The following is a 24,309-nucleotide window of genomic DNA, read 5'->3' as shown; positions in this document are numbered from 1 at the left end:
TCGGGCCGGAGCGCATCAGCAGGGGACGAACCATGGAAGGCTTTTGGCTCTTCCCTTGCCAAGCACCCAAGGAAATGTCCCGGCGCCGGGTTCGGCTTTACCTTTCAGCGTAAATCCGCAAGGGACGCCATGACCGTCGGACCGGAGAGACGAGTTTCCCCATTCGACGGCAAAGTCACACCCGGTAGCGATACGGTCACTCGCGTGAAGATCGTGGTGCGGGTGAAGCTCCTGCCGGATGCCTGTCAGGCGTCGGCGTTGGGAGCGACCGTGCGCGCGGTCAACGAGGCGGCGAACTGGGTGTCCACCGTGACGTTCGAGCGCGGCGTGCCGCGCGAGTTCGAACTACGGAAACACACCTACGCCGAGCTGAAGGCTTCCGGCCTTGGGGCGCAGGCGGCCCAGCACGTGATCAAGAAGGTCCGTGACGCCTACACCACGCTGAAGGCGAACCTCCGGGCGGGGAACCTCGGCAGGCCCGGATCGAAGCGCAGGGTCAAGGCAGAGTCGAAGCCGATCAACTTTCGGCCGAACTCGGCGCAGCCGTACGCCGACCGGTGCCTGTCATGGCAGCACGACGCCCGGACTGTGTCCATCTGGACGACTGCGGGACGGCTGAAGCACGTCCGCTTTCGCCTGCTCTGCCGACATGTTCACGACGCTGCGCGAGTACCGCAAGGGCGAGTCGGACTTGATCGAACGCGACGGCGTGTTCTACCTGATAGCGACGTGCGACGTCCCCGAGGCCAAGACTTACGAACCATCCGGGTTCATCGGAGTGGATCTGGGCATCGTCAACATCGCGACCACGTCCACTGGCTACCGGGCGGCCGGGCGCGGCCTGAACCGCCACCGCAAGCGGCAGCTCGAACTGCGCCGCAAGCTCCAGGCCAAGGGAACCAAGTCCGCCAAGCGTCTCCTGAAGCGACGTAACCGGCGCGAACGGTGTCACGCCGCCAACGTCAATCACATCATCGCGAAGAAGATCGTCACCACCGCTGGGGGCACCTCCCGTGCCGGAGGCTACGGGGGAGCACCGGCCGCGGTATCGCGCTCGAAGATCTGAGCGGGATTCGTGACCGGGTACGGCTCCGCAAGGACCAGCGGACACAACTGCACACGTGGGGCTTTCACCAGCTCGGCCGGTTCATCGCCTACAAGGCGCTGCGGGCCGGAGTGCCGCTGGTGTACGTCGATCCGGCGTACACCAGCCAGCAATGCTCCCAGTGCGGTCACATCGACCGGAGGAACCGCGTCGATCAGGCTACGTTCGCGTGCCGCGCCTGCGGCGCCCTCATGCACGCGGACGACAACGCGTCCCACAACGTCGGCAGCAAGGGCGAAGCCGTGTGGACTGCGGGGCGTGAGTCACGCGTCCCTGCCACCCCGTAGGGGGTGTCTGGACGGAGGAGACGGCCCGACAGCCAGCCGGGCCCTACCTCCAAGCCCGGCCCTCGGGGCCGGGTCGAGTCGACATGAGTCCTTTACCGGCGGCCGGCCGCCGCGTTCTTTGCCGCCACGACCGCATCGAACACCTCGCGCTTGGGCAGCCCCGCCTCGGCCGCGACCGCGGCGATCGCCTCCTTGCGGCGCTCCCCCGCCTCCTCGCGCACCTGCACCCTGCGCACCAGCTCCTCGGCGTCGAGTTCGGCCGGTCCGGTCTCGGGCGCGCCCTCGACGACGACGGTGATCTCGCCCCGTACGCCCTCGGCGGCCCAGGCCGCCAGCTCGGCGAGCGGGCCGCGCTTGACCTCCTCGTACGTCTTGGTCAGCTCGCGGCAGACGGCGGCGCGGCGCTCGGCGCCGAAGACCTCGGCCATCGCGGCGAGCGTGTCGTCGAGCCGGTGCGGGGCCTCGAAGTAGACGAGGGTGCGGCGCTCGTCCGCGACCTCGCGGAGCCGGCCGAGGCGCTCGCCGGCCTTGCGCGGCAGGAATCCCTCGAAGCAGAAGCGGTCCACGGGCAGCCCGGAGAGCGCGAGCGCGGTGAGCACGGCGGAGGGGCCGGGGACGGCCGTGACCTTGATGTCCTGCTCGACGGCGGCGGCGACCAGCCGGTAGCCGGGGTCCGAGACGGACGGCATGCCCGCGTCGGTGACGAGCAGCACACGGGCGCCGCCCACGAGCGCCTCGACCAGCTCGGGCGTACGGGCGGACTCGTTGCCCTCGAAGTACGAGACGACCCGTCCCGAGGTGTGGATGCCGAGGGCCCGGGTCAGGCCACGCAGCCTCCGGGTGTCCTCGGCGGCCACGATGTCCGCGTTCTGCAGTTCGGTGGCGAGTCGGGGCGGAGCGTCCGCGATGTCACCGATGGGGGTCCCTGCGAGTACCAGCGTTCCAGTCACACAGGACATCCTCCCAGCCCGGACAGGCGACGCGCACAGGCGCGTTCCCTACGATGGCGCGGTGACCAGTACCGCACCCGAGGCCCTGGAGGGCCAGCACCCCATGGCGGCGCCCGTGGCAGAGCCCTCTTCGTGGCAGCAGAGGCTGCGGCGCTTCGGCTACGCGCCCCGCGCCGAGAACGCCGCTCCCATCGGGCTGCGGGAGCGGCTCGATCCCCCGTACGCCCGTCCCTCGGCGCGCGTGTGGTCGCTCTTCGGCATCGGGCCCGACCGGGCCGACCGGCTGTGGCGGCTCCTGGCCTGGGGCGGTCCGCTCCTGGTCACGGCGGTCGCGGGCGTGCTGAGGTTCTGGAACCTCGGCAAGCCGCACGCGGTGATATTCGATGAGACGTACTACGCCAAGGACTCCTGGGCCCTGATCAACCAGGGGTACGAGGGCGCCTGGCCGAAGGACATCGACAAGACGATCCTGTCGGACCCGGGCGCGGTGCTCGTGCCGACGGACCCCGGCTATGTCGTGCACCCTCCGATGGGCAAGTGGGTCATCGGCGTCGGCGAGAAGCTCTTCGGCTTCGAGCCCTTCGGCTGGCGCTTCATGGTGGCGCTGCTGGGCACGCTGTCGGTCCTGCTGCTGTGCCGGATCGGCCGCCGTCTCTTCCGCTCCACCTTCCTGGGCTGTCTGGCGGGCCTGCTGCTCGCCGTCGACGGCCTGCACTTCGTGATGAGCCGCACGGCGCTCCTCGACCAGGTGCTGATGTTCTTCGTGGTCGCGTCCTTCGGCTGCCTGGTCGTCGACCGCGACCGCACCAGGAAACGGCTCGCGGCGGCGCTCCCCGAGGACGAGGAGGGGGTGCTGCGGCCGGACGCGGAGGTCGCGGACAGGCTGCGCATGGGGTGGCGGCCGTGGCGGATCGCGGCCGGCGTGATGCTGGGGCTCGCGGCGGCGACCAAGTGGAACGGCCTGTACGTCATGGTGGCGTTCGGCCTGATGACGGTCCTGTGGGACGTGGCGGGGCGCCGCACGGGCGGCGCGGTCCGCCCGCACCTCTCGGTGATCAAGCGGGACCTGCTGCCGGCGTTCGCGTCGGTGGTGCCGGTGGCGATCGGCACCTACCTGGTGACGTGGACGGGCTGGATCGTCTCCGACAAGGGCTACTTCCGTGGCTGGGCGGCGCAGCAGGACAAGCTCGACGGAGGCGGGGCCTGGAGCTGGATGCCGCAGTGGTGGCGCAGCCTGTGGCACTACGAGTCCGAGGTCTACAACTTCCACGTCGGCCTGACCTCGCCGCACACGTACGAGTCGAACCCCTGGTCCTGGATCGTCCTCGGCCGCCCCGTCTCGTACTTCTACGAGTCCCCGGCCCCCGGCACCAACGGCTGCCCGGCCACCGCCAAGGAGAAGTGCGCCCAGGAGGTCCTGGCCCTCGGCACCCCGCTCCTGTGGTGGGCGGCCTGCTTCGCCGTCCTGTACGTCCTGTGGCGCTGGGCCTTCCGCCGCGACTGGCGCGCGGGCGCGATCGCCTGCGCGGTCGCGGCGGGCTGGGTCCCGTGGTTCCTCTACCAGGAACGCACCATCTTCCTTTTCTACGCGGTCGTCTTCGTGCCTTTCCTGTGTCTTGCGGTGGCCATGATGCTGGGCGCGATCATCGGCCCACGCGGTTCCTCGGAAAGGCGCCGGACGTTCGGCGCGGTGGCGGCGGGCTGTCTGGTTCTGCTGATCGTCTGGAACTTCATCTATTTCTGGCCCATCTACACCGGCACTCCCATTCCGATAGACGAATGGCGGGGCCGGATGTGGCTCGACACGTGGATCTAGCGGCTTAGGGCCTGTCCGGCGGATCAGGGTCGGATAGGCCATTCACGGCGCCGTGCGGGAGGGGCGCGACCGGAAGGAACGGTCGCGTCCCTCCCGGCGTTCCGGGGCCCGGGCTGCCCGATCGGCCGCTCGCCTCTGCCCCCGCCTCTGCCCCCCACGCCTCGAACAGGCGGCCCGCTCCCGGGTATCCAGGAAGCCCAGGCCGCGACCAGGAGTGAGGTAGCCGTGCGGACCCCGAGCGACGGCAGGACGAACAACGGCGGACAGCCGGACCGGGCGCCGGACGGCAGGGCGGCCGCGCGGCGGGGGCCGGAGTCCTCCGCGCCGGGCCCGGACCGCCGGCTGCCGCTCGGCGCGGGCAACGCGGCCGTCGTCCAGATGCTCCGGCAGGCCGGCCACCCCTGGGCCCAGGAGCAGCACCGGCACGGCGCCGGCTGCGGGCACGGGCAGCAGGCGGAGCCCTCGGTGCAGCGCTCCGCCGTCCACGACGTGCTCCGCGGTCCCGGCCGCGCCCTGGACGAGTCGACCCGCACCGACATGGAGGCCCGGCTCGGCGCGGACTTCTCCGACGTACGCGTCCACGACGACTCCGCCGCCAAGGCTTCCGCCGCCGAGGTCGGCGCCCGCGCCTACACCTCCGGCAGCCATGTCGTCATCGGCGCAGGCGGAGCCGACAGCCACACCCTCGCCCACGAGCTGACCCACGTCATCCAGCAGCGCCGGGGGCCGGTGGCCGGGACGGACAACGGCTCGGGGCTCCGCGTGAGTGACCCCTCGGACCGCTTCGAGCGCGAGGCCGAGGCCAACGCGAGGCGGGTGATGGCGGGCCCGGCGCCCGCGTCGCAGGCGCCGGCGGAGTCAGGAGCGGCTGTGCCGACGGAGGCAGGTCCGTCTCCGTCGGTGCAGCGCGCGATCGGCCTTGAGGTGGAGGTCGACCGGCCGGTCGTCCGGCACACCGGCACCGACGTCAAGAACGGCAACAGCACCGGCATCGAGATGATGGAGCACCCCGGCCAGGGCATCAAACTGGTCTCGGACAGCCGAGGCACCTACACGAACGCCGAGTTCGTGGCCGAGCCCAGCGCGGTGCTCCCCGGCGAGGGGGAGCGGTTCCCGCGCACGACGGAGCAGACCATCGCCCATCTTGAGGAGGCCCACCGACGCCTCTACACCCCCGAAGCGGGATCACCTCAGGCCGACAAGCAGATGAGGAAGCTCTATCCCGAGAGCCAGGGATACGCGGTGACCCCCGGCTTCAAGATGGCGAGGGTGGCCCCGGAGAAGGAGCACGTGGAGAGGAACGGCAAGGAAGGGAAGGGGCAGGGGCTCTTCATCCACCAGACCGTGGGCCTTCCCCTGAACGGCATGACGGACGTCTTCGCGGAGGCCGTACAGACCCCGGAGCCGAGGAACCGAACCGGGAGCAAGGTCCGCGCGCTGGTGAAGAGCAAGGCCCACGACCACCTGGTGAGGTCGGTCCAGGTCGGGAACGAGCTCGGCGCACGGTTCCTGCAGTCACCGGCCGCCGCCGCTCCCGCTCACCAGGTCGCGGTGGGCGCGCAGGAGGTCCGCGGCTTCGGTTCGCTGTGCTACACCCAGTTCGCCGCGCTGGCGGACAAGCTCCGCGCGGACGATCCGGAGCGACCGGGCGTGACGGCGGCGGGCCAGGTGAAGAACAAGACCGCGGTCCTGGCACGGGTGAGCCTCGGCACGGTCCAGCAGTCCCTGCCGGACCCCGCGAAGCTCTTCCTCGTCGGCGACGTGGACGCGATCCGGGACGGCATGTGGGCGCACTACTTCGCGGTGGCGCCGAGGACCGGCCCGGATCTTCCGCCGATGAGCCAGGAGAGCATCGACGAGTTGAACACGTACCTGCGCGAAGCACTGTCGGGTATCGCCGAATTCCTCCCGCCCGCGGATGACCCGAACCGCCTGGTGGGCCCGCAGGAGAGGGCCTTCGGCGGCATGACCGAGCTCACGTCGCTGGACTCCCCCGGCGGGGTCCCCGTCGTCCCCCTGGAGTTCCGCAGCTTCGGGGTCGGCATGGCGAGCTTCGCCGACCTGCGCCAGGACGTCGGCCATCTGGAGAACTGGTCGAAGGCGGCGCACGGAACCGCGGCGAAGGCCCGCAGCGGAGAGCAACAGCGTGAGTTCACCCCCATCGAGGTGACGGCTCCCTGGAGCGTCGCCGCACCCCAGGCCGCCGCACCCCAGGCGGCGCCGCAGCTGTCGCACGAGCAGCAGTTCGCGGCGTCCCTGGAGCGGTGCCGTCAGATCTACACCCGGCAGTCCGGGAATCCGGCCACCGCGGCACTCGCCCCCTTCCTGCAGATCGCGAGCGTGCTCGCGCCGAGGGGTGGCAACGCCCAGGGTCCCGCCGAGACCCTCTCCGCGCTGGAGCACGTCATGACCAACGGGGGGTCCCTGGCCGACGTGCAGCAGATCGCCGCCCGCTTCACCGAATGGGCGACGGCGGTCGGCATGGCGCCGCAGATGAGCAGGCCGATCGCGAACGCCGTCGCGGCCTTCGGGCGCGCCGTGAGCGGGTAGGCGCGACCGGGCCGGCCCGCGGCCCTCCCCGCCCATGTGACGGATGTGTCGATAGTTGCTCGACACACTCAGGGCCCGCTGGTTGACTGGACGGCCACCTGGGGAGGGGACTGTCAGTCATGCGCAGTGGAGCCAAGACCGCAATCGTCGGGGGTGTGTTCCTCGTCGTGGCGGGCGGGGTCGGGTACGGGGGCCTCAACCTCTACAACGGGATCACCGGCGGCAACACGACCCCGGAGGTCCGTGCCGGTGACGCGCCTCGGACCGGGCCCGTCACCCCGGACGAAGTGACCGCCACCGCTCGGGACTTCCTCGCCGCCTGGGCCGCCGGGGAGCCGGAGAAGGCCGGGCAGCTGACGAACGACCCGGTCTCGGCGGGGCCGGCCGTGGCGGCCTACCGTGACGGCGCGAGCGTCTCGGAGGCGACCATCACGCCGGGGACGCCGGTCGGGACGACGGTGCCCTTCACGGTGAAGGCCACGATCACGTACAAGGACGTGTCGAAGCCCTGGTCGTACGCCTCCGAACTGACCGTCGTCCGGGGGCAGACGACGGGCCGGCCGCTGGTGAAGTGGGCGCCGTCCGTGCTCCACCCGAAGCTGCTCGGCGCCGACGCCACGATCCGTACGGGCGTCGCGAAGGCCGCGTCCGTGAAGGCCGTCGACCGCAACGGCGTCGAGCTGACGGCGGAGAAGTACCCCTCGCTCGCCTCGGTCCTGGCCGAACTGCGCAAGCGGTACGGGGCGAAGGCCGGCGGCTCGTCCGGCATCGAGACATGGATCGACTCGGGCACCGAGTCCGGGACCGACATCCCCCTCCTCGTCCTGTCGAAGGGCAAGGAGGGGACGCTGAGGACCACCATCGACGCGGGCGTGCAGGCGGCGGCCGAGAAGGCGGTCAAGGCGTTCGACAAGGCCTCGGTGGCGGCGATCGAGCCGTCCACGGGCGCGATTCGGGCGGTGGCCAACAATCCGGCCACCGAGTTCAACACGGCCCTTGAGGGTCAGCAGGCGCCCGGCTCGACTATGAAGATCGTCACGGCGGCGATGATGATGCAGAACGGCGTGGTGGACGGGCCCGGCAGCAAGGTCGAGTGTCCTCCCGACGTGCTGTCGAGGGGACAGACCTTCGAGAACCTGGACCGGTTCAGCATCCCGAACGCCACCCTCGCCCAGGCGTTCCGCCGATCCTGCAACACCGCCTTCATCAAGGCGATCACCGTCCTCAGTGACAAGAAGATCGCGGACACCGCCCTCGGCGACACCGCCCGCGACTCCTTCGGCATCGGTCAGAGCTGGCAGGTGGGCGTCCGGGCGATGGACGGCAGCGTCCCCGAGTCCGCGGGGAATGAGACCTCGGCCTCGTACATCGGCCAGGGCAGGATCCAGATGAGCGCCCTGAACGTCGCCTCGCTCTCCGCGACCGTGAAGAACGGCGGCTTCCTCCAGCCGTACCTGGTGGCGAAGGACCTCGACGACCGCGAGTTTGCCGCTGCCGAACCGCTCTCGCGCGGGGTCGCCTCCGCGCTGCGGAAGATGATGAACGAGACGGCGACCCTGTCGGACGGCACCGCGGTCGACGCGATGTCCGGCGTTCCCTCCCCCAAGGGGGCGAAGACCGGCTCCGCCGAGGTCGGTGGCCAGTCCAAGTCCAACAGCTGGTTCACCGGCTACTCCGGCGACCTCGCGGCGGCGGCGGTCGTCCAGAGCGGCGGCCACGGGGGTGACGCGGCCGGGCCGGTGGTCGCGAGGGTCCTGAAGGCCGGCTGACCGCCGGCGCCCGGAACCCGGTCGCATGGCCCGTACAGCTACCGCTAGCGTGCGGGCCATGACCACTGACGCTCACCCCCAGTTCGCCGCCGCCCTCCAGGAGTTGGGCCTCGACGTCGAGATCCGCCGCTTCCCGGACGAGACCCGCACCGCGCAGCAGGCCGCCGAGGCCATCGGCTGCCGGGTCGCCGAGATCGTGAAGTCGCTGATCTTCGCCGCCGACGGGGTGCCGGTCCTCGTCCTGATGGACGGTGCCTCGCGGGTGGACGTCGAGCGGGTACGGGAGGAGCTGGGCGCGGAGAAGGTGACGCGGGCCGACGCGAAGGTGGTCCGGGAGACGACGGGGTACGCGATCGGGGGCGTCCCGCCCTTCGGGCACCGCACCCGGACGCGGGTCCTCGCCGACCGGGGCGTCCTCGACCACGAGGTGGTGTGGGCGGCGGCGGGCACCCCGCACACGGTGTTCGCCCTCGACCCGAAGACCCTGGTCGCTCAGGCCGGCGCCACGCTCGTCGATGTCCGCGAGGCCTCGGCATGACACCGCTCGTCACCCTCGCGGTCCTCGTCGCGGCGATCACGCACGCGAGTTGGAACGCGATCGCGCACCACATCAAGGAGCAGTTGCTCTCCTTCACCCTGATATCCGGCGGCGGGGCGCTGCTCGGCCTGGTCACGGCCGCCTTCGTGCCGTTCCCGGCGGCCGGCGCCTGGCTGTACCTGATCCTCTCGGCGGTCCTCCACATCGGCTACTACGCCCTGCTCATGCGCTCGTTCACGCTGGGCGACTTCGGACAGATGTACCCGATCGCCCGCGGTACGGCCCCGCTCGTGGTGACCGTGCTCGCGGCGGTCTTCCTCGACGAGGTGCCGGGCGGCTGGCAGTTGCTCGGGGTGGCGGTGGCCTGCGCGGGCCTGACGGGGCTCGCCCTGTGGGGCATCCGGGGGAAGGGCGCCGCCCGCCCGCAGTGGCCGGCGCTGGCAGCCGCAGGCGCGACGGGACTGTCGATCGCGCTCTACACGGTGGTCGATGGCGTCGGCGTCCGCGCCTCCGGCACCCCGCTCGGCTACATCGCGTGGCTGATGGTCCTGCAGGGCCTCGTGATCCCCGCGTACGCCCTCTGGCGGCGCCGCGCGGCCCTCCTCCCCCAGCTCCGCCCGCACGCGGCCCGGGGCCTCCTGGGCGCGGCGCTGTCGGTCTCGGCCTACGCCCTCGTCCTGTGGGCCCAGACGAAGGCCCCGCTGGCCCCGATCGCCGCGCTCCGCGAGTCCTCGATCATCGTGGGGGCGGCGATCGGGGCCCTCTTCTTCAAGGAGCGCTTCGGCGCCCCGAGGATCGCGGCGGCGGGACTGATGGTCCTCGGCATCGGACTGATGCTCCAGGCCGGCTGACCGGGTCGCGATGCGCGGGCGCTCGGCTCGGGTGCCGCCGGATCGGACTGCGTCGACTCAGGCACCCTCGGCTCAGGCACCCTCGGCTCAGGTGCCGCCGTCTCGGACTGCGTCGGCTCAGGTGCCGCCGGATCGGACTGCGTCGGCTCAGGTGCCGCCGGATCGGACTGCGTCGGCTCAGGTGCCGTCGCAGGAGGCCCGGAAGAAGTCGGTCCTGATGCGACGGAAGCCGGTGTGACCGGTCTCCTCGGCGTGGGCCAGGCACCAGACGGCGGGCCCGCGCCCGTCGTCCGCCGCGCCGGAACCGTCGTGGCAGGTGGTGCACTCGGCCTCGGTGATCAGGCCGCTCCCGGACCGGTCGGCCCGTAACGCCCAGAGTTTCGGCCGCCGGGCCCCCCGGTGGTACGGCCCCGCCATCCGACCGGCCGCGATTCCCTCACGACGCATCCGACTCCCCCTCCACGGCAAGCTCGCCCACCCCAGCTTTCCCGCCCCGGGGCGGTCGCAGACACCCCACTTGTCGGCGAGGACACCCACGAGGGGAAGCCCCACCCGCGGGTGGTGACGGTCAGGGCGAAGCCGGCCGCGTGACCGGCCGAGGGGCTCGCCCCTTCGACCGGGGTTCCTGGTCAGTCGAGACGGTCCTTCGCGCGCCCGGCCCTCCGCCAGAGCACTGTCATCCCCAGCGCCAGGACGCCCAGGGCGGCGACCACGACGGCGACCTTGATCGCGCGGTCCGGCAACAGGTGGTGGAGGAGGCCGGACGGGTCCGCCGCGAGGCTGATCATCGTCCACCACCCAGTCGCCGCGACCGGGAGGCACCGCTCCGCCCGTCCTCGAACCGTCGCGCGGCGGCACGCAGTCCGGCCTCACCACGGGGTCCGCATAGCGGCGCACTTCGTCGAGCCTGCCCCTGCGCTGCGGTTCGCCCTGCAGGCGATGCTCGACCGGGTCGGCCCACTCCTGACCCACCTGAACGATCTGTCACTGCCCGATTGACGACCATGGCGAGGGCGGCGGCCCGGCTGCCGGCACCCTCGCTCACCCGGGAGGCCTCGTTCCGTCAGTTCGCCGGATCGGCCGCCCGGGGAGTCACCACCGGTGACGGGATCGTCGGGCCCGGCGAGGGCGATACCGGGCCCGGTGTGGGCGGTGCCGGATCGCTGATGCCAGGCGGGCGGGCCGGCTGGACCGGGATCGGGGCCGGGGTGCTGCCCGGGAACAGGTACAGGAGGCAGACGGCCGCCACCGCCGCGGCTGCGGCCAGCGCCGCGAGGGCCGGGGCGCGCAGGGCGCGGACCGTCCGCGTGCGGCCCCGCGGGGGGTCTTCGCGGCGGAGGTCACGGGGGGTGATCTGCGCCGCGCGGGCCGTCAGGGCGGCCCTGAGCCGGATCTCCGTCGTGGTGCGGCGGTCTTCGGGGGGCGGGGTCGTCGTCACCGGGACGCCTCCAGTCTCTTCTCCAGGGCGTCCAGGGCCCGGCTCGCCGTGGACTTCACCGTGCCGCGCGAGAGGCCCAGGGTCTGCGCGATCTGCGCCTCGGTCAGTTCCGACCAGTAGCGCAGGACCAGTACCTCCCGCTGGCGGTGGGTGAGTCGGGCCAGCGCTTCGAGGACCGTGCGGTGCTCCTCCGCCAGGAGCAGGCCCTCGTCCACCGGGGCGCTCGCCGGCTGGTGGGGCGGGGTGTAGCCGCGGGCCGTGCGGCGGCGGCGCAGGACGGAGCGGGCGGCGTTGACCACGGCCGTGTGCAGGTACGCCCCCGGGTCCTGGAGGCCGTCCAACGAGGTCCCGTACGCCCTGCACACGGCCGTGAAGGCGTCCTGGACGACGTCCTCCGCCGTGGGCAGGTCGTCCACCAGGAAGAGCGCCAGCCGCACCATGTCGAGCCGGCGGGCCCGGTAGAGGTCGGTCAGCGTGGGCGGTCGCTCGTCGTGCGTGGTGATCCGCGCGCGCGGACGGAGTTCGCGTACGACCGCCGTTCCCCGGGTCCCGGACACGCGGGCCAGCAGACGGGACCACCAAGGCGGCGGCGGTGCCACGGCCATCGCGTACTGCATGCGCTGCTCTATCCGTCGGGGGTGGTGGGAGTTGGTGGGGCGGGCGGGCCGGCCCCTTCATCGAGGGGGCCGGCCCGCCCTCCCGGTCACTTGCCCGGGGCGATCACGCGGGGCTCGTTCTCCGGCGCGGCGGTCTTCTCGGCCGGGGCGGGCCGGGGCACCGCCTTGCCCGGCGTCACCACGGCCGGCTTCGGGGCCGGCGTCTCCACGGCAGGCTTCGGGGCCGGAGTCTCCACGGCGGGCCTCGGGGCCGGCGTCTCCACGGCGGGCCTCGGGGCCGGCGTCTCCACGGCAGGCTTCGGGGCCGGCGTCACGACGGCCGGCTTCGGAGCCGGCTTCGCGGCCGTTTCCGCCGGGGTGACGACCTTCGGTGCCGGCTTCGCACCGGAGTCGGCGACCGCCTGGGCCGTGAAGGCACCGCCCAGGAGCAGTGCGGCGCCGGTGACGGCGCCCAGGATCCGGCGACGGCGAGAGATGCGGGTCATGAGGTTCTCCCAGTGAGGAGGTGGAACAGGACGTGAAGGGCGCCTTCAACCCACCAGACGTGCGGCACCTCCCGAGGTTGCGTCCGCGGGCGGAGAAGTTCCACGGGCCGAGAAGTCCGCGGTCACCCCTCAGTCCCCCAGTACCTCCGCGAAGTGCGTGTTCACCGCCAGCAGGCCGCCGTCGACCCGCAGGACGGTGCCCGTGATCCAGGACGCGTCCCGTGAGGCGAGGAACGCGACGGCGGCGGCCACGTCCTCCGGCGTGCCGACGCGGCCCAGCGGGTAGACCCGGTCCGCCAGGGCGGCGAGGTCGGCCTCCCGGCCCGCCCAGGCGGTCGTGGCGATCGTCCCCGGGTTGATCTGGTTGACACGGACGCCGCGCGGCGCCGCGTCGCCCGCCAGCGTCCGGGTCAGCGAGGCGAGGCCCGCCTTGGCCGCGCTGTAGGCGTGGTTGCCGAAGTCCACCTCGGCGTTGACCGAACCGATGGTGACGATGGCTCCGCGCCCGCCCGCCGCCGCGAGGTGCGGCAGCGCGGCCCGGGAGCAGCGGACCGCGCCCATCAGCGTCACGTCGAGCTGGCCCGCCCAGCCCCCGTCCTGATCGTCCTCGAAGCGGTCCGTGTCGGGGGCGACGGGGGCGAGGGCGTTGTTGACGAGGACGTCGAGGCCGCCGAAGGTCTCCACCGCGTACGCGACGGCCGCCTCCACCGAGTCCCGGTCGCCGACGTCGCAGCGCAGGGCCACCGCTCCGGGCAGTTCGGCGGCGGTGCGGAGGGCCTGGTCCTCGTCGATGTCCGTGACCAGCACCCGCGCGCCCTCGGCCGCGAGCCGCCGCGCGGTGGCCGCGCCGATGCCGCGCGCCGCGCCCGTGATCAGTACCGCGTATTCGTCGAAGCGCCTTGTGTGCGTTTTCGTTTGTGCGTTTGCGTTCATGTCGTCCATGGAGGGATCACAGCATGAGGAAGGCCTGCTGTGAGGGGAGTTATGACAATTCGGCCGCGACCGAAAGACTTTGACATGCCCCCGCCGCGAATACCACGATCGGTTCGACCGATGATCACTTGGACACAGGGGGAACAATGTCTTCGTCGTACGCGTCCGGAGTAGAGGAAATATGCGAGTCCCTTTCCTCCCGGAGCTTTGACCTCCGCTCCGGTGAGAAGGTCAGGGAACTCCTCCTCCAGCGGTCCGAGACCGCGCTCGACGACCTGGAGCCCTTCCGCGAGAGCTGGGGCCGGATGCCGCTCGACAGCTACATGGCGGACGGCGGGCGCTACCGCCGCCGGCGGCACGCCACGCTCAGCGCGCCCCGGTCCAGTACGGACTACCGCGTCGAGGCCCACCAGCCGCACTACCAGGGGCTCGACTACAACACCCTCAACGGCGGCGTCGCCCGGCACTACGAGCCCTTCGAGGACGCCTCGCTGCGCGGCGCGACGATGAACAGCCTGGTTACGCTGGGCTGCGACATCTTCGGTCGGCTCGCCCCGTACTCCGCCTGGCACATCGAGGCCCACCAGTTCCGCATCGAGGTCGACGGCGAGGAGGTCGGCCTGCCCACGCCCGAGGGCGTCCACCGCGACGGCGTCACCTTCGTCCTGATGGCGATGATCGGCCGCTCGAACGCCACCGGCGGCGAGAGCACCGTCTTCAACCTGGACAAGCAGCCGGTGGAGAAGTTCGCCCTCACCGACCCCCTCGACCTGGCGCTCGTCAACGACGAGCGGGTCTACCACGGCGTCTCGCCGATCGAGCGGATCGATTCCTCGGTCCCGGCCTCGCGCGACGTGCTGGTCGTGACCTACCGTCACAAGCCCTGACGTCAGGGGCGGGCGGGAGGGGACAGGCTCCACAAGGGCTCTGCCCCTCCCGCCCGCTCACCCTTGAGTGAGAACGTGAGCGAGAAGGCGGGAAGTCGGGTACATGGGTCAGCTCATAGCCGTGGCGGTCATCACCATTCTGGCTGTCATCAGCCCCGGCGCGGATTTCGCGATGACCGTCCGCAACAGTTATCTGTACGGAAGGACCGCCGGAGTTCTCGCGGCCGCCGGAATCGCACTCGGCGTTCTCGTCCACGTCACCTACACCATGCTGGGCGTGGGACTTCTGGTCTCCCGTACCCCGATGCTCTTCACGGCGATGAAACTCATCGGCGCCGCATATCTGGTGTACATCGGCTACAAGACGTTCGTCACCAAGGCCCAGGTGGACATCGACCTTTCGGAGGACGGCGGGCTTTCGAAGGCCGGCGCGCTGCGCACCGGCTTTCTGACCAACGCACTCAACCCGAAGACGATGCTGTTCGTGCTGAGCACGTACACCCAGGTCGTCAGCGCGGACACCCCCGTCTTCCAGCAGATCGGCTACGGACTCTTCATGTCCTTCGCCCACCTCGTCTGGTTCGCCCTCGCCGCGGTCCTCTTCTCCAACCAGGCCCTGCGGTCCCGGCTGCTGCAGCGGCAGACCGTGCTCAACAAGGTCATCGGGGCCGTCCTCGTCGGCCTCGGAATGCTGCTCGCACTGACGCCCGCCATGGCCTGATCCGCCTCCGACCGCCCGCCGCGCCCTCAGTCCGTCGAGACCCGCTCCACGCGCGGCTCCGCGATCGACCGGTAGTCCGCGCTGGAGAGGGCGATCGAGCGGTCGAGGCGGGCGGCGTTGAAGTAGAACTCCTCGTGTGCCAGCAGGTCCGGGTCGACGAAGAGCTCCAGGCGCTCGTCGAAGGAGAACGGCAGGATCGTGCCGCTCTCCGAGCCCGCGAGGTCCTCCGCGATCTCCGGGGACGCGAAGGAGACGTAGGTGCCGCCGTACAGCGCCTTCACCGCCGCGAGGTCGATCCGCCGGTCACCGGGGACGACGACCAGCGCGAACCGCTTCTCCTTCTTGCCGATCTTGACCATCGCGATGATGCACTTGGCCGCCTGGGCGAGTTCGTGCCCCCGCAGGGCGCTGACCGCCTCGGTGGCGCCCTCGGGCGCGTGCTCGATCACCCGGTAGGCGGCACCGCGCTCGTCGAGCAGGGCGACCAGCTTCTCGTACGTTTCCTGGGACATGCGTTCTCTCCTGTTGCAACCTGTGTACGTGTACGGCGAGTTGACCCTACTGCCCGGTCACCGCACCGCCGGGGTCCCGCGCGCGTGGTCCAGCTGCCTCAGCAGCACCGCACCCGGGCGGTCCAGCTCGTAGAGCACGCGCACGCCCACCCTGCGCCGCCGCACCACGCCCGCGGCCACCAGCGCCGTGAGGTGCTGGGAGACGGTGCTCGGGGCGAGGCCGAGGGCCGTCGCGAGGTCCGAGGTGGTCGTGGGCGTCACGAGGGCCCGGACGACACCGGCCCGGCTGCGGCCGAGCAGGATCTCCAGCCGGTCGCCGCGCACGGGCGCGTCGGCGCGCCGCCCGGCCGGTGCCTCGCCGACGAGGACGGCGGACCCTTCGACCGGGTAGGACAGGGCGGCCTCGGAGCCGTCCGGGGCCGAGGTGGAGAAGGGCGCTCCCCGGCCGAACAGCAGGGGTACGAGGACGAGTCGGGAGACGCCCGACACGGCCATCACGCCGGGCACCGCGACCCCGCCGGGCACCGCGATCCCGCCCACCGCGTCCAGCAGCGCCTCCGGGCCCCGGGTGGCGAGCGTGCGGGCGCGGCGCAGGACGTCCTCCTCCGTCGCCGCCCGCAGGGCCGCCGCGTAGGGGGCGAGCGCGGCCTGCCAGTACCGCGGCAGGAAGGCGCGGAGTTCGGCGACGCGCGCCACGGGGTCCGCGTACAGCGGGCGGATTTCGGTGGGCACGCCCTGCGGGAAGCGCTGTTCGAGCTCGGCGCGGACCCGGGACGGGCAGACCGCCGCCAGGGTCGCGAGCTCCTCCCTCAGGTCCGGCCCGTCCTCGGCCGGGACGGCGAGGAGGAACGGCGGAAGGCTCCCGCCGCCGGCCCGGAAGAGATGGACGAGCCAGCCCGGGATGGTCACCTCGGAGCTGCTCAGCGAACGGCGTGCCGCCTTGGCCCAGTGGGCGTACGGCCAGGGCACGAGGCCCCGGTGCGCGGCGAGCAGTCCGATGCTGCCGTAGATCTCCCAGAGCCGGCTGCTCGCGATCCGCAGCGCCATGCGGTCGGCGGGCGCCGCCGCCCGCGCCGCCGCGTGTGGTGCCGTTCTCGGTGCTCGTGCCGTTCCCAAGGCCCTCGCCGGTCGCGACGGTCGCGACGGAATCCCGCTCACCCCTGCACCCCCGTGCCCGCCCATCGGTCAGTGGGCTCGCACACGGTACTGGCCGCGCACCCCTTGACCCGCGGGTCGACGGCGCAGAATGTCAGGTCAGTTCAAGGCGCTTCAGCGGCAGGTCAAGGCAGGGTCAGGGTCGGTTCAAGACGGTTCAGGGTCAGGTCAAGTCGGGCGCAGGATCGGGTCAGGTCAAGTCGGGCGCAGGATCGGGTCAGGTCAAGTCGGGCGCAGGATCGGGTCAGGTCAAGTCGGGCGCAGGATCGGGTCAGGTCAAGTCGGGCGCAGGATCGGGTCAGGTCAGGTCCACGACCGACCGCACCGCCCGGACCAGCGCCTGGGCGCGCGGGTCGGCCGTGACCGTCTTCCGCATGCCGTTGGTGACGTACCCGAAGGCGATCCCCGACTCGGGGTCGGCGAAGCCGAGGGAGCCGCCGCGGCCGGGGTGGCCGAAGGAGGACGGACCGAGGAGCGGGGAGGCCGGTCCGTGCAGCATGTGGCCGAGCCCGAAGCGGGTGCCGACGAGCAGCACCCGGTCCGCTCCCGCCGACTCCTCCGTACGGGCCAGGGTGAGCGTCGCCTGGGCGAAGAGGCGCTCGGCGCCGTCCACGGGGCCGAGGGTCGCGGCGTAGAAGCGGGCGAGCGCGCGGGCGGTGGCGACACCCGCCGAGCCGGGCAGTTCGGCGGCCCGGTAGACGGGGTCGTTCTCGTCGGGCTTGGGCTCGATGACCCCGAAGGCGCGCCGGGTGAGGGAGTCCGGGTCCTTGTAGGCCTCGCTGACGGAGCGCTTGGGACGGAGCTTGAGCGCCCCGCCGCCGGGCGGGTCGATCTCCTCGACGGGGCCGAGGCGGCCGACCCGGTGGACCTCCGCGTCCGGCAGCCCGATCCAGAGGTCGAGGCCGAGGGGGCCGGTGATCTCCTCGGCGACCCAGCGGCCGATGGTGCGGCCGGTGACGCGGTGGACGAGGCCGGAGAGCAGCCAGCTGAAGGTGTGGGCGTGGTAGCCGTGGGCGGTGCCGGGCTCCCAGACGGGGGCCTGGGCGGCGATCGCGCCGGTCGCCGTCGGAAGGTCGATCGCCTCGGCGAGGGTGAGCGGGCGGTCGAGGACCGGGACCCCGGCCCGGTGCGCGAGGAGCTGCCGTACGGTCACACGGTCCTTGCCGGCCGCCTTGAACTCCGGCCAGTACGTGGCGACGGGTGCGTCCAGGTCGAGCAGGCCGCGCTGGTGCAGGAGCAGGGGTACGGCGGCGGCGACGCCCTTCGTCGCCGAGCGGATGACCTGGGCTGTCGACTCGGTCCACGGGGCCGTGCCGTCCACGTCACGGCTGCCGGCCCACAGGTCGACGACCTTCACCCCGTCGCGGTGGACGGCGACGGCCGCCCCGCGCTCGCCGCGCTGCTCGAAATTGCGCAGGAACGCGTCCCTGACCGGCTCCCAGCCCGCCGCCACCGTGCCCTGGACGTCCACCTGACCCACTCTCCCTTTCGTACGACCGGCTCCCATGGTGCAACGCGAGGGGAGAAGGCCGGATTCCGGGGTCAGGGGGACGTCGGGGCCGTCAGGGTTTGATCGTGATCGTGAAGCGCCGCTGGCCCATGCCGATGGTGTCGGCGTGGATCGAGCCGCGGGCCCGGTCGTACTGCCCGGTGCCGCCGGTGATCGCGTTGTCGAACGACGGAGGGGGACCCGGGTTGAGGTGGCCGAAGACCATCCCCTGCACGGCGAGCTGGCCGCCCGGGAGGGTGTAGGTCACGACGCACACCTCGGCTCCGCCGGTCGCGAGGTCGGCCCGGGTGGTGGTGCAGGTGCCGGCGGTCTCGCCGATCTTCTTGTCGTCCAGGTCGTAGAGGTCCGAGCGGAAGGCCGTCCGGTCGCCCTGTGCGGCAGGGCCTTCGGGGTTCACGGGGAAGCGGGTCTGCTCCGCGAGCTTGCCGATGACGGTGATGACCTTGGCTTTGTCCCTGGCGGGGGCGGTGCCGGTGTCCGTCGCGGCGGCGGTCGTGATCGAGGTGCAGGCGAAGACGCCGGCCAGTGCCGTGGCCATGCCGAGACGGGCTGCTCCGAGGGGGCGCATCATGCGGCTCCTGAGGTCGATGTGAGGAAATGATCGAATGACGAACTGTCATCCGATTTCCTTCATAACCTCGGCTCCGGCCCCGTACGTGACAGCGCGGCGCGACCCACCGGCGGATCCGACCGGTCGGAGCAAGGTCAGACCACGGAACTCGGTACGAAGCCGAACGGCAGCTCCAGGCGGTGCCGGGCCATCAGCTCCGTGTCCGCGAGGATCTCGCCGGTCCGCCCGTCGGCGGCGATGACGCCCTCGCTGAGGATCACCGCGCGCGGGCAGAGCTCCAGGGCGTACGGCAGGTCGTGGGTGACCATGAGGACGGTGACGTCCAGGGAGCGGAGGATGTCGGCGAGCTCGCGGCGCGAGGCCGGGTCCAGGTTGGAGGACGGCTCGTCGAGGACGAGGATCTCCGGCTCCATGGCGAGGACGGTGGCCACGGCGACCCGGCGGCGCTGCCCGAAGGAGAGGTGGTGCGGCGGCCGGTCCGCGTACTCGGCCATGCCGACCCGGTCGAGGGCCTTGCGCACGACGGCCTCCAGCTCGGCGCCCCGGACGCCCGCCGCCGCCGGCCCGAAGGCCACGTCCTCGCGGACGGTCGGCATGAAGAGCTGGTCGTCGGGGTCCTGGAAGACGATGCCGACCTTGCGCCGGATCTCGGCGAGGTGCTTCTTCCCGACCGGGAGCCCGGCGACGGTGACCGTGCCCGCGCCGCCGGTGAGGATGCCGTTGAGGTGGAGGACGAGGGTGGTCTTGCCGGCGCCGTTGGGGCCGAGCAGGGCGACCCGCTCGCCGCGTCCGACGGTCAGGTCCACGCCGAAGAGGGCCTGGTGGCCGTCGGGGTACGCGTAGGCGAGGCCGGACACCTCCAGGGAGGGGGGAATCGTCATGAGGTCGTCCATCCGAGGAGGCAGATCAGGAGTGCGGTGAGGGGCAGCACGGCGGCGTGGGTCCACTGGGCGCGGGTGGCGGTCACCTCGTCGAGGACGGGCATGGTGCCCGTGTAGCCACGGCTGACCATGGCGAGGTGGACCCGCTCCCCGCGCTCGTACGAGCGGATGAAGAGCGCGCCCGCGGACTTCGCGAGGACGCCCCAGTGCCGGACGCCCCGCGCCTCGAAGCCGCGCGAGCGGCGGGCGATCGACATGCGGCGCATCTCGTCGGTGATGACGTCGCCGTACCGGATCATGAACGAGGCGATCTGGACGAGCATCGGGGGCAGCTTCAGCCGCTGGAGGCCGAGGAGGAGCGCACGGAGTTCCGTGGTGGAGGCGAGGAGCACGGAGGCGGCGACGCCGAGGGTGCCCTTCGCGAGGACGTTCCAGGCGCCCCAGAGGCCGGGGACGCTGAGCGACACACCGAGGACGGTCGTCTGCTCGCCGGGGACGACGAAGGGCATGAGGAACGCGAAGGCGACGAACGGCACCTCGATGAGCAGCCGCTTCAGCAGGAAGCCGGCCGGGACGCGGGCCTTCGCCGCCACGACCGCGAGGAGCAGGGCGTAGCCGGCGAAGGCCCAGACGGCCTCGCGGGGCGTCGAGACGACGACCACGACGAAGCCGAGGACGGCGGCGAGCTTGGTGTGCGGAGGCAGCTCGTGCACCGGCGAGTGCGCGTGCCGGTAGAGCTTGTGGGCGTGGCCGGCTCCCATGTCAGACCGATCCCCTGTCCCGGACCGCACCCGCGCCCCGGACGCGGCCCATGTCCCGGACCGCACCCGCGCCCCGGACGCGGCCCTTGTCCCGGACCGCACCCGCGCCCCGGACGCGGCCCATGTCCCGGACCGCACCCGCGCCCTCGACGCGGCGCATGCTCTGGGCCGCACTCGGGTCACGGACCACGCTCGTGTGGCAGACGGCACCCACGTCAGGCCGCCGCGGCTTCCTGGCTCGTGCGGCGGCGGCGGACCACCCAGAAGGCGCCCGTGCCGACGGCGAGGGTCGCGCCGACGCCGATGACGCCGGCCAGACCGCCGGAGAGGCGGGCGTTGTCGACGTCCTTGACGCCGTAGTCGGCGAGCGGCGAGCCCGCGGCGGCGTGCTCCTCGACCTTGGCGTCGATGCCCTTGTCGGCGGCGACCTTCTCCAGGCCGTCGGGGCTGGCGGAGGCGTAGAAGGAGACGAAGCCGGCGAGGACGAGGGCGGTGACGAGGCCGCCGATCCACAGCTTCCTCGGGGAGCCGGAGGCCGTGGGCGCGGGCACCGGGGTGGCCGCGTCGACCAGCTCGCCGTCGACCCGGAGCTTGAGCGGGGCGGTCAGGCCCCGGGCGCCGAAGACCAGGTCGGGGCGGACCGCGATGACCGCGCCGACGGTCAGCATGGTGATGACGGCCTCGCCGATTCCGATGAGGAAGTGGACGCCGACCATGGCCGTCAGGACCTTGGAGATCGGCACGTCGGTGGTGCCGCCGATCGCGTAGATCAGGGTGAAGGCGGCGGCCGAGGCCGGTACGGAGACGAGTGCGGCGACGAAGGAGGCCGCGGTCACCGAGCCGCGGGTGCGCGGCAGTACGAGGACGAGGCCGCGGAAGAGCGCGTATGCGACGACGACCGTGACGACGCCCATGACGGTGATGTTCACGCCGAGGGCGGTGAGGCCTCCGTCCGCGAAGAGGATGCCCTGCATCAGCAGGACGACGGCGACGCACAGGACGCCGGTCCAGGGGCCGACGAGTATCGCGGCGAGCGCGCCGCCGAGCAGATGTCCGCTGGTCCCGGTGGCGACCGGGAAGTTCAGCATCTGCACGGCGAAGATGAAGGCCGCGACGAGACCGGCGAGCGGCGCCGTCCGCTCTCCCCCGTGGCCTTCGCCAAGTTCGCGGCGGGCCCCGCGCAGGCTCACGGCGACGGCGCCGGCGGCGACGACGCCGGCCACGGCCGACACGGGGGCATTGATGAATCCGTCAGGTACATGCACGCCCCGAATGATGAGCTTCCTGCGAACCAGTTGCAAGAGCGCATGGGTCACAGATCACAGCGTGGACGGCGCATGCCCCGCGCACAGCGGGGGAAGGAGTGGCACATTGGCTTATAGCAGGACAAATGTGAGGAGCGCGCGATGGCCGCCGTAGACGAGCAGCACGCAGCCGACGTTCACGCGGTCGACGACCACGCCAGGGGACGGATCATCAGCGACGCCCCGCTCTCCCGGCCCGTGCCCGTGACCCTCCACTACGACGCCGACCTCTCCCCCGCGACCGTCCGCTTCGGCTTCCCCGGCGACGTCGAATGGTCCTTCCCGCGCACGCTCCTGGAGACCGGACTGCGTACCCCCACCCGCCGCGGCGACATCGAGGTGTGGCCCTGCGGCCGGGTGCAGACGGTCGTCGAGTTCCACCAGGACGACGGCGTCCAGGTCGTCCAGTTCGACACGGCCGCGCTGCTCCGCTTCCTCCGGCACACGTACGCCGCCAGTACGTCGATGACGACACACTGACGGCGTACGGGGACGGGACCGGGCGTCAGACCTTCACGAGGTCCGGCCCGGTGCGCGGGTCCGCGTCGACGGTGGCGGCGAGGCCCTCGCCCTCCACGTCCACGGTCGGCAGGGCCCGGTCCAGCCACTTCGGCAGCCACCAGGCCTTGTGGCCGAGGAGCGCGAGCACGGCCGGGACGATCGCCATGCGGACCACGAAGGCGTCGAAGAGGACCGCGACGGCCAGGCCGAAGCCGATCATCTTGATCATCTGGTCGTCCATGCCGATGAAGCCGGCGAAGACCGCGATCATGATGACCGCCGCGGCGACGACCACCCGGGCGCTGTGCCGGAAGCCGGTCACGATCGCCTCGCCGGGCCGCTCGCCGTGGACGTACGCCTCCCGCATCCGCGTCACGAGGAAGACCTCGTAGTCCATCGCGAGACCGAAGACGACACCCACCATGAAGATCGGCATCATCGACATGATCGGGCCGGTCTGCTCGACCCCGAAGAGGCCGCCGAGCCAGCCCCACTGGAAGACCGCGACGACCGCGCCGAGGGCTGCGACGACCGACAGCAGGAAGCCGAGGGCCGCCTTCAGCGGCACCAGGATCGACCGGAAGACCACCGTCAGGAGCAGGAAGGCGAGGCCGACGACGAGTGCCAGGTAGGGCACGAGCGCGTCGTTCATCTTCTGCGAGAAGTCGATGTTCATCGCGGTGGCGCCGGTGACGAGGACCTCGTCGCCGGTGGCGCCCCGAATGTCGTGGACCAGTTCCTCGGTGGCGCCGGAGGACGGGCGGTCCTTCGGGATCACCGTGATCATCGCGGCGTCGCCGGCCTTGTTCGGGGTCGCCGGGGTGACGGCGGCCCAGCCTTCGAGGCCCTTGATCGTGGAGACCGCCTTCTCGGCGGTGGCCTTGTCGCCGTCGACGACGACGAGCAGCGGGCCGTTGAAGCCGGGGCCGAAGCCGTCCGACAGGGTGTCGTACGCCCGGCGCTCGGAGGTCGAGGTGGGCTTGGCGCCGTCGTCCGGCAGGCCCATCTCCAGGGAGGCGGCGGGCACGGCGATCGCGCCGAGGCCGAGCACGCCGACGAGCAGCACCATCAGGGGGCGGCGGATGACGAACCGGGCCCAGCGGGTACCGCCGTTGGGCTTGTCGCTCTCCTTCGCGGTGCCCAGGCGCTGCTTGCGGCCGACGATCTTGTCGCCGGCGAAGCCGAGCATCGCGGGGATGAGGGTGAGGCCGACGAGGACGGCGATGACGACCGTGCCGGCGGCGGCGAAGCCCATCTTCGTCAGCATCGGGATGTTGACGACGGCCAGGCCGACCAGGGCGATGACGACGGTGAGTCCGGCGAAGACGACCGCCGAGCCAGCCGTGCCGACCGCGCGGCCCGCCGCGTCCTCCTTCTCGCGCCCGTCTGCGAGCTCCGAGCGGTAGCGGGAGACGATGAAGAGGGCGTAGTCGATGCCGACCGCGAGGCCGATCATCATCGCGAGGGTGGAGGTGGTGGAGCCCAGGTCGAGGACGTTGGCGAGGGCGGCGATCGAGGAGACGCCGATGCCGACGCCGATGAGGGCGGTGAGCAGCGGGAGTCCGGCGGCGACGAGCGAGCCGAAGGTGATGACGAGCACGATGCCGGCGATGATGATGCCGATGGCCTCACTCGCGCCCTGCTCGGGCATGCTCTGCAGGGCGTCGCCGCCGACCTCGACGGTCAGCCCCTTGCCCTGCGCGCTGTGGCCGGCCTCGGTGAGGGCCTTCTTGCTCTCGTCGGTCAGCTCCATCCCGTTGACCTTGTAGGAGACGGAGACGTAGGCCGTGGAGCCGTCCTGCGAGACGGCCTGCGCCGTGTACGGGTCGGTGACCGAGACGATCTGGTCCGAGCCGGACTTCAGCGCGGCGACGGTCTCCTCGACGACGGTCTTGTGGGCCGGGTCGGTCATCTTCTGGCCGTCGGGGGCCTTGAAGACGACACGGGCCGTGGCCCCGTCGGCGCCTGCACCCGGGAAGCGCTCTTCGAGGAGGTCGAAGGCGCGCTGGGCCTCGGTGCCGGGTATCGAGAAGGAACTGGACGTGGGGGCGGGCGCGGTGGCGGCGCCGATACCGGCGACCGCCAGGAGCGCCACCCAGAGGAGGGCGACGAGCCGTCGGCGCCGGAAGGCGGAACGGCCCAGCTTGTAGAGGAACGTGGCCACGGG

24 protein-coding genes and 1 pseudogene are annotated in these 24,309 nt (G+C 71.9%); 9 read left to right on the top strand and 16 right to left on the bottom strand.

The annotated features are described in order from the left end of the window. Positions 1 to 204 precede the first annotated feature (204 nt). A pseudogene (locus IE124_RS13770) lies at positions 205 to 1,392 on the top strand (RNA-guided endonuclease InsQ/TnpB family protein). A gap of 92 nt (positions 1,393 to 1,484) precedes the next feature. On the opposite strand, the gene rsmI reads toward IE124_RS13770, so the two are convergent. Next, entirely contained in the window at positions 1,485 to 2,351 is an 867-nt protein-coding gene (rsmI, locus tag IE124_RS13765; protein ID WP_189508005.1) for a 16S rRNA (cytidine(1402)-2'-O)-methyltransferase, read from the bottom strand. Positions 2,352 to 2,403: 52 nt separating this feature from the next. On the opposite strand from rsmI, the gene IE124_RS13760 reads away from it, so the two are divergent. The 5 genes from IE124_RS13760 (at position 2,404) to IE124_RS13740 (ending at position 9,866) form a co-directional block, all read left to right on the top strand. Further along, the gene (locus IE124_RS13760) at positions 2,404 to 4,158 is read left to right on the top strand and encodes a dolichyl-phosphate-mannose--protein mannosyltransferase (protein WP_370468763.1); all 1,755 of its coding nucleotides are present in this window, start codon (positions 2,404 to 2,406) and stop codon (positions 4,156 to 4,158) included. Positions 4,159 to 4,383: 225 nt separating this feature from the next. Next, positions 4,384 to 6,708, top strand: coding sequence for an eCIS core domain-containing protein (locus IE124_RS34860; protein WP_229832433.1), 2,325 nt, complete (start codon positions 4,384 to 4,386; stop codon positions 6,706 to 6,708). A gap of 119 nt (positions 6,709 to 6,827) precedes the next feature. Further along, the gene (locus IE124_RS13750; protein WP_189508004.1) at positions 6,828 to 8,477 is read left to right on the top strand and encodes a penicillin-binding transpeptidase domain-containing protein; all 1,650 of its coding nucleotides are present in this window, start codon (positions 6,828 to 6,830) and stop codon (positions 8,475 to 8,477) included. Positions 8,478 to 8,535: 58 nt separating this feature from the next. Beyond that, the gene (locus IE124_RS13745; RefSeq protein WP_229832432.1) at positions 8,536 to 9,015 is read left to right on the top strand and encodes a YbaK/EbsC family protein; all 480 of its coding nucleotides are present in this window, start codon (positions 8,536 to 8,538) and stop codon (positions 9,013 to 9,015) included. After that, the gene (locus IE124_RS13740) at positions 9,012 to 9,866 is read left to right on the top strand and encodes an EamA family transporter (protein WP_189508002.1); all 855 of its coding nucleotides are present in this window, start codon (positions 9,012 to 9,014) and stop codon (positions 9,864 to 9,866) included. The genes IE124_RS13745 and IE124_RS13740 overlap by 4 nt, the downstream gene beginning before the upstream one ends. A gap of 177 nt (positions 9,867 to 10,043) precedes the next feature. Here the strand turns inward: IE124_RS13740 and IE124_RS13735 are convergent, their stop codons facing one another. The 6 genes from IE124_RS13735 to IE124_RS13710 all read right to left on the bottom strand — a co-directional run bounded on the left by IE124_RS13735 (position 10,044) and on the right by IE124_RS13710 (position 13,339). Next, complete coding sequence (locus IE124_RS13735) at positions 10,044 to 10,313, bottom strand: DUF7848 domain-containing protein (protein ID WP_229832431.1); 270 nt, start codon at positions 10,311 to 10,313, stop codon at positions 10,044 to 10,046. Positions 10,314 to 10,495: 182 nt separating this feature from the next. Next, a complete protein-coding gene (locus tag IE124_RS13730; RefSeq protein ID WP_189508001.1) occupies positions 10,496 to 10,654 on the bottom strand; it encodes a hypothetical protein in 159 nt (52 codons plus the stop codon). A gap of 275 nt (positions 10,655 to 10,929) precedes the next feature. After that, on the bottom strand, positions 10,930 to 11,304 hold the full coding sequence (locus tag IE124_RS13725; protein WP_189508000.1) for a hypothetical protein: 375 nt from the start codon (positions 11,302 to 11,304) through the stop codon (positions 10,930 to 10,932). Then, the gene (locus IE124_RS13720; protein WP_189507999.1) at positions 11,301 to 11,921 is read right to left on the bottom strand and encodes an RNA polymerase sigma factor; all 621 of its coding nucleotides are present in this window, start codon (positions 11,919 to 11,921) and stop codon (positions 11,301 to 11,303) included. Before IE124_RS13720 ends, IE124_RS13725 begins: the two co-directional genes overlap by 4 nt. Before the next feature lie 86 nt (positions 11,922 to 12,007). Continuing rightward, on the bottom strand, positions 12,008 to 12,406 hold the full coding sequence (locus IE124_RS13715) for a hypothetical protein (RefSeq protein WP_189507998.1): 399 nt from the start codon (positions 12,404 to 12,406) through the stop codon (positions 12,008 to 12,010). Positions 12,407 to 12,535: 129 nt separating this feature from the next. Continuing rightward, positions 12,536 to 13,339, bottom strand: a complete 804-nt coding sequence (locus tag IE124_RS13710) for an SDR family NAD(P)-dependent oxidoreductase (RefSeq protein ID WP_189507997.1) — start codon at positions 13,337 to 13,339, stop codon at positions 12,536 to 12,538. 146 nt (positions 13,340 to 13,485) lie between these two features. On the opposite strand from IE124_RS13710, the gene IE124_RS13705 reads away from it, so the two are divergent. Both IE124_RS13705 and IE124_RS13700 read left to right on the top strand, forming a co-directional pair. Next, positions 13,486 to 14,226 (top strand): 2OG-Fe dioxygenase family protein, encoded by a 741-nt coding sequence (locus IE124_RS13705; protein ID WP_189507996.1) that lies wholly within the window; start codon positions 13,486 to 13,488, stop codon positions 14,224 to 14,226. A 103-nt stretch (positions 14,227 to 14,329) separates the two neighbouring features. Continuing rightward, a complete protein-coding gene (locus IE124_RS13700) occupies positions 14,330 to 14,947 on the top strand; it encodes a LysE family translocator (RefSeq protein WP_189507995.1) in 618 nt (205 codons plus the stop codon). Between the two features lie 26 nt (positions 14,948 to 14,973). Here the strand turns inward: IE124_RS13700 and IE124_RS13695 are convergent, their stop codons facing one another. The 8 genes from IE124_RS13695 to IE124_RS13660 all read right to left on the bottom strand — a co-directional run bounded on the left by IE124_RS13695 (position 14,974) and on the right by IE124_RS13660 (position 21,602). After that, positions 14,974 to 15,459, bottom strand: a complete 486-nt coding sequence (locus IE124_RS13695) for a YbaK/EbsC family protein (protein ID WP_189507994.1) — start codon at positions 15,457 to 15,459, stop codon at positions 14,974 to 14,976. Between the two features lie 57 nt (positions 15,460 to 15,516). Next, the gene (locus IE124_RS13690) at positions 15,517 to 16,575 is read right to left on the bottom strand and encodes an ArsR family transcriptional regulator (protein ID WP_189507993.1); all 1,059 of its coding nucleotides are present in this window, start codon (positions 16,573 to 16,575) and stop codon (positions 15,517 to 15,519) included. A 337-nt stretch (positions 16,576 to 16,912) separates the two neighbouring features. Beyond that, positions 16,913 to 18,121: a serine hydrolase domain-containing protein gene (locus IE124_RS13685; protein ID WP_189507992.1), complete on the bottom strand. Its 1,209-nt coding sequence runs from the start codon at positions 18,119 to 18,121 to the stop codon at positions 16,913 to 16,915. A 55-nt stretch (positions 18,122 to 18,176) separates the two neighbouring features. Further along, positions 18,177 to 18,695: an allene oxide cyclase barrel-like domain-containing protein gene (locus IE124_RS13680; protein ID WP_189507991.1), complete on the bottom strand. Its 519-nt coding sequence runs from the start codon at positions 18,693 to 18,695 to the stop codon at positions 18,177 to 18,179. Positions 18,696 to 18,829: 134 nt separating this feature from the next. Continuing rightward, positions 18,830 to 19,576, bottom strand: coding sequence for an energy-coupling factor ABC transporter ATP-binding protein (locus tag IE124_RS13675; RefSeq protein ID WP_189507990.1), 747 nt, complete (start codon positions 19,574 to 19,576; stop codon positions 18,830 to 18,832). Next, the gene (cbiQ, locus tag IE124_RS13670) at positions 19,573 to 20,337 is read right to left on the bottom strand and encodes a cobalt ECF transporter T component CbiQ (protein ID WP_189507989.1); all 765 of its coding nucleotides are present in this window, start codon (positions 20,335 to 20,337) and stop codon (positions 19,573 to 19,575) included. Before cbiQ ends, IE124_RS13675 begins: the two co-directional genes overlap by 4 nt. A 1-nt stretch (position 20,338) precedes the next feature. After that, complete coding sequence (locus IE124_RS13665; protein ID WP_189507988.1) at positions 20,339 to 20,497, bottom strand: hypothetical protein; 159 nt, start codon at positions 20,495 to 20,497, stop codon at positions 20,339 to 20,341. A 55-nt stretch (positions 20,498 to 20,552) separates the two neighbouring features. Continuing rightward, positions 20,553 to 21,602 (bottom strand): energy-coupling factor ABC transporter permease, encoded by a 1,050-nt coding sequence (locus tag IE124_RS13660; protein WP_189507987.1) that lies wholly within the window; start codon positions 21,600 to 21,602, stop codon positions 20,553 to 20,555. A gap of 141 nt (positions 21,603 to 21,743) precedes the next feature. Between IE124_RS13660 and IE124_RS13655 the strand changes: the two genes are divergently transcribed. After that, on the top strand, positions 21,744 to 22,121 hold the full coding sequence (locus IE124_RS13655) for an SsgA family sporulation/cell division regulator (protein WP_189507986.1): 378 nt from the start codon (positions 21,744 to 21,746) through the stop codon (positions 22,119 to 22,121). A 25-nt stretch (positions 22,122 to 22,146) separates the two neighbouring features. Here IE124_RS13655 and IE124_RS13650 read toward each other — a convergent pair whose 3' ends face one another. Further along, a complete protein-coding gene (locus tag IE124_RS13650; protein WP_189507985.1) occupies positions 22,147 to 24,306 on the bottom strand; it encodes an MMPL family transporter in 2,160 nt (719 codons plus the stop codon). Between the last annotated feature and the right edge of the window lie 3 nt (positions 24,307 to 24,309).

Origin of the sequence: Streptomyces narbonensis, from assembly GCF_014649015.1 — a bacterium.
Taxonomy (GTDB): Bacteria; Actinomycetota; Actinomycetes; order Streptomycetales; family Streptomycetaceae; genus Streptomyces; species Streptomyces narbonensis.
The sequence above is the reverse complement of the archived record's forward strand: the minus strand, read 5'-3'. Positions and strand labels throughout refer to the sequence as shown.

What these genes read in the sequence shown, in the direction of transcription:
- rsmI (WP_189508005.1), bottom strand. Translation starts at nt 2,351, where the DNA reads ATGTCCTGTGTGACTGGAACGCTGGTACTCGCAGGGACCCCCATCGGT.
- IE124_RS13750 (WP_189508004.1), top strand. Translation starts at nt 6,828, where the DNA reads ATGCGCAGTGGAGCCAAGACCGCAATCGTCGGGGGTGTGTTCCTCGTC.
- IE124_RS13745 (WP_229832432.1), top strand. Translation starts at nt 8,536, where the DNA reads ATGACCACTGACGCTCACCCCCAGTTCGCCGCCGCCCTCCAGGAGTTG.
- IE124_RS13740 (WP_189508002.1), top strand. Translation starts at nt 9,012, where the DNA reads ATGACACCGCTCGTCACCCTCGCGGTCCTCGTCGCGGCGATCACGCAC.
- IE124_RS13735 (WP_229832431.1), bottom strand. Translation starts at nt 10,313, where the DNA reads ATGCGTCGTGAGGGAATCGCGGCCGGTCGGATGGCGGGGCCGTACCAC.
- IE124_RS13730 (WP_189508001.1), bottom strand. Translation starts at nt 10,654, where the DNA reads ATGATCAGCCTCGCGGCGGACCCGTCCGGCCTCCTCCACCACCTGTTG.
- IE124_RS13720 (WP_189507999.1), bottom strand. Translation starts at nt 11,921, where the DNA reads ATGCAGTACGCGATGGCCGTGGCACCGCCGCCGCCTTGGTGGTCCCGT.
- IE124_RS13715 (WP_189507998.1), bottom strand. Translation starts at nt 12,406, where the DNA reads ATGACCCGCATCTCTCGCCGTCGCCGGATCCTGGGCGCCGTCACCGGC.
- IE124_RS13710 (WP_189507997.1), bottom strand. Translation starts at nt 13,339, where the DNA reads ATGAACGCAAACGCACAAACGAAAACGCACACAAGGCGCTTCGACGAA.
- IE124_RS13705 (WP_189507996.1), top strand. Translation starts at nt 13,486, where the DNA reads ATGTCTTCGTCGTACGCGTCCGGAGTAGAGGAAATATGCGAGTCCCTT.
- IE124_RS13700 (WP_189507995.1), top strand. Translation starts at nt 14,330, where the DNA reads ATGGGTCAGCTCATAGCCGTGGCGGTCATCACCATTCTGGCTGTCATC.
- IE124_RS13695 (WP_189507994.1), bottom strand. Translation starts at nt 15,459, where the DNA reads ATGTCCCAGGAAACGTACGAGAAGCTGGTCGCCCTGCTCGACGAGCGC.
- IE124_RS13685 (WP_189507992.1), bottom strand. Translation starts at nt 18,121, where the DNA reads ATGGGAGCCGGTCGTACGAAAGGGAGAGTGGGTCAGGTGGACGTCCAG.
- IE124_RS13680 (WP_189507991.1), bottom strand. Translation starts at nt 18,695, where the DNA reads ATGATGCGCCCCCTCGGAGCAGCCCGTCTCGGCATGGCCACGGCACTG.
- IE124_RS13675 (WP_189507990.1), bottom strand. Translation starts at nt 19,576, where the DNA reads ATGACGATTCCCCCCTCCCTGGAGGTGTCCGGCCTCGCCTACGCGTAC.
- cbiQ (WP_189507989.1), bottom strand. Translation starts at nt 20,337, where the DNA reads ATGGGAGCCGGCCACGCCCACAAGCTCTACCGGCACGCGCACTCGCCG.
- IE124_RS13665 (WP_189507988.1), bottom strand. Translation starts at nt 20,497, where the DNA reads ATGCGCCGCGTCGAGGGCGCGGGTGCGGTCCGGGACATGGGCCGCGTC.
- IE124_RS13655 (WP_189507986.1), top strand. Translation starts at nt 21,744, where the DNA reads ATGGCCGCCGTAGACGAGCAGCACGCAGCCGACGTTCACGCGGTCGAC.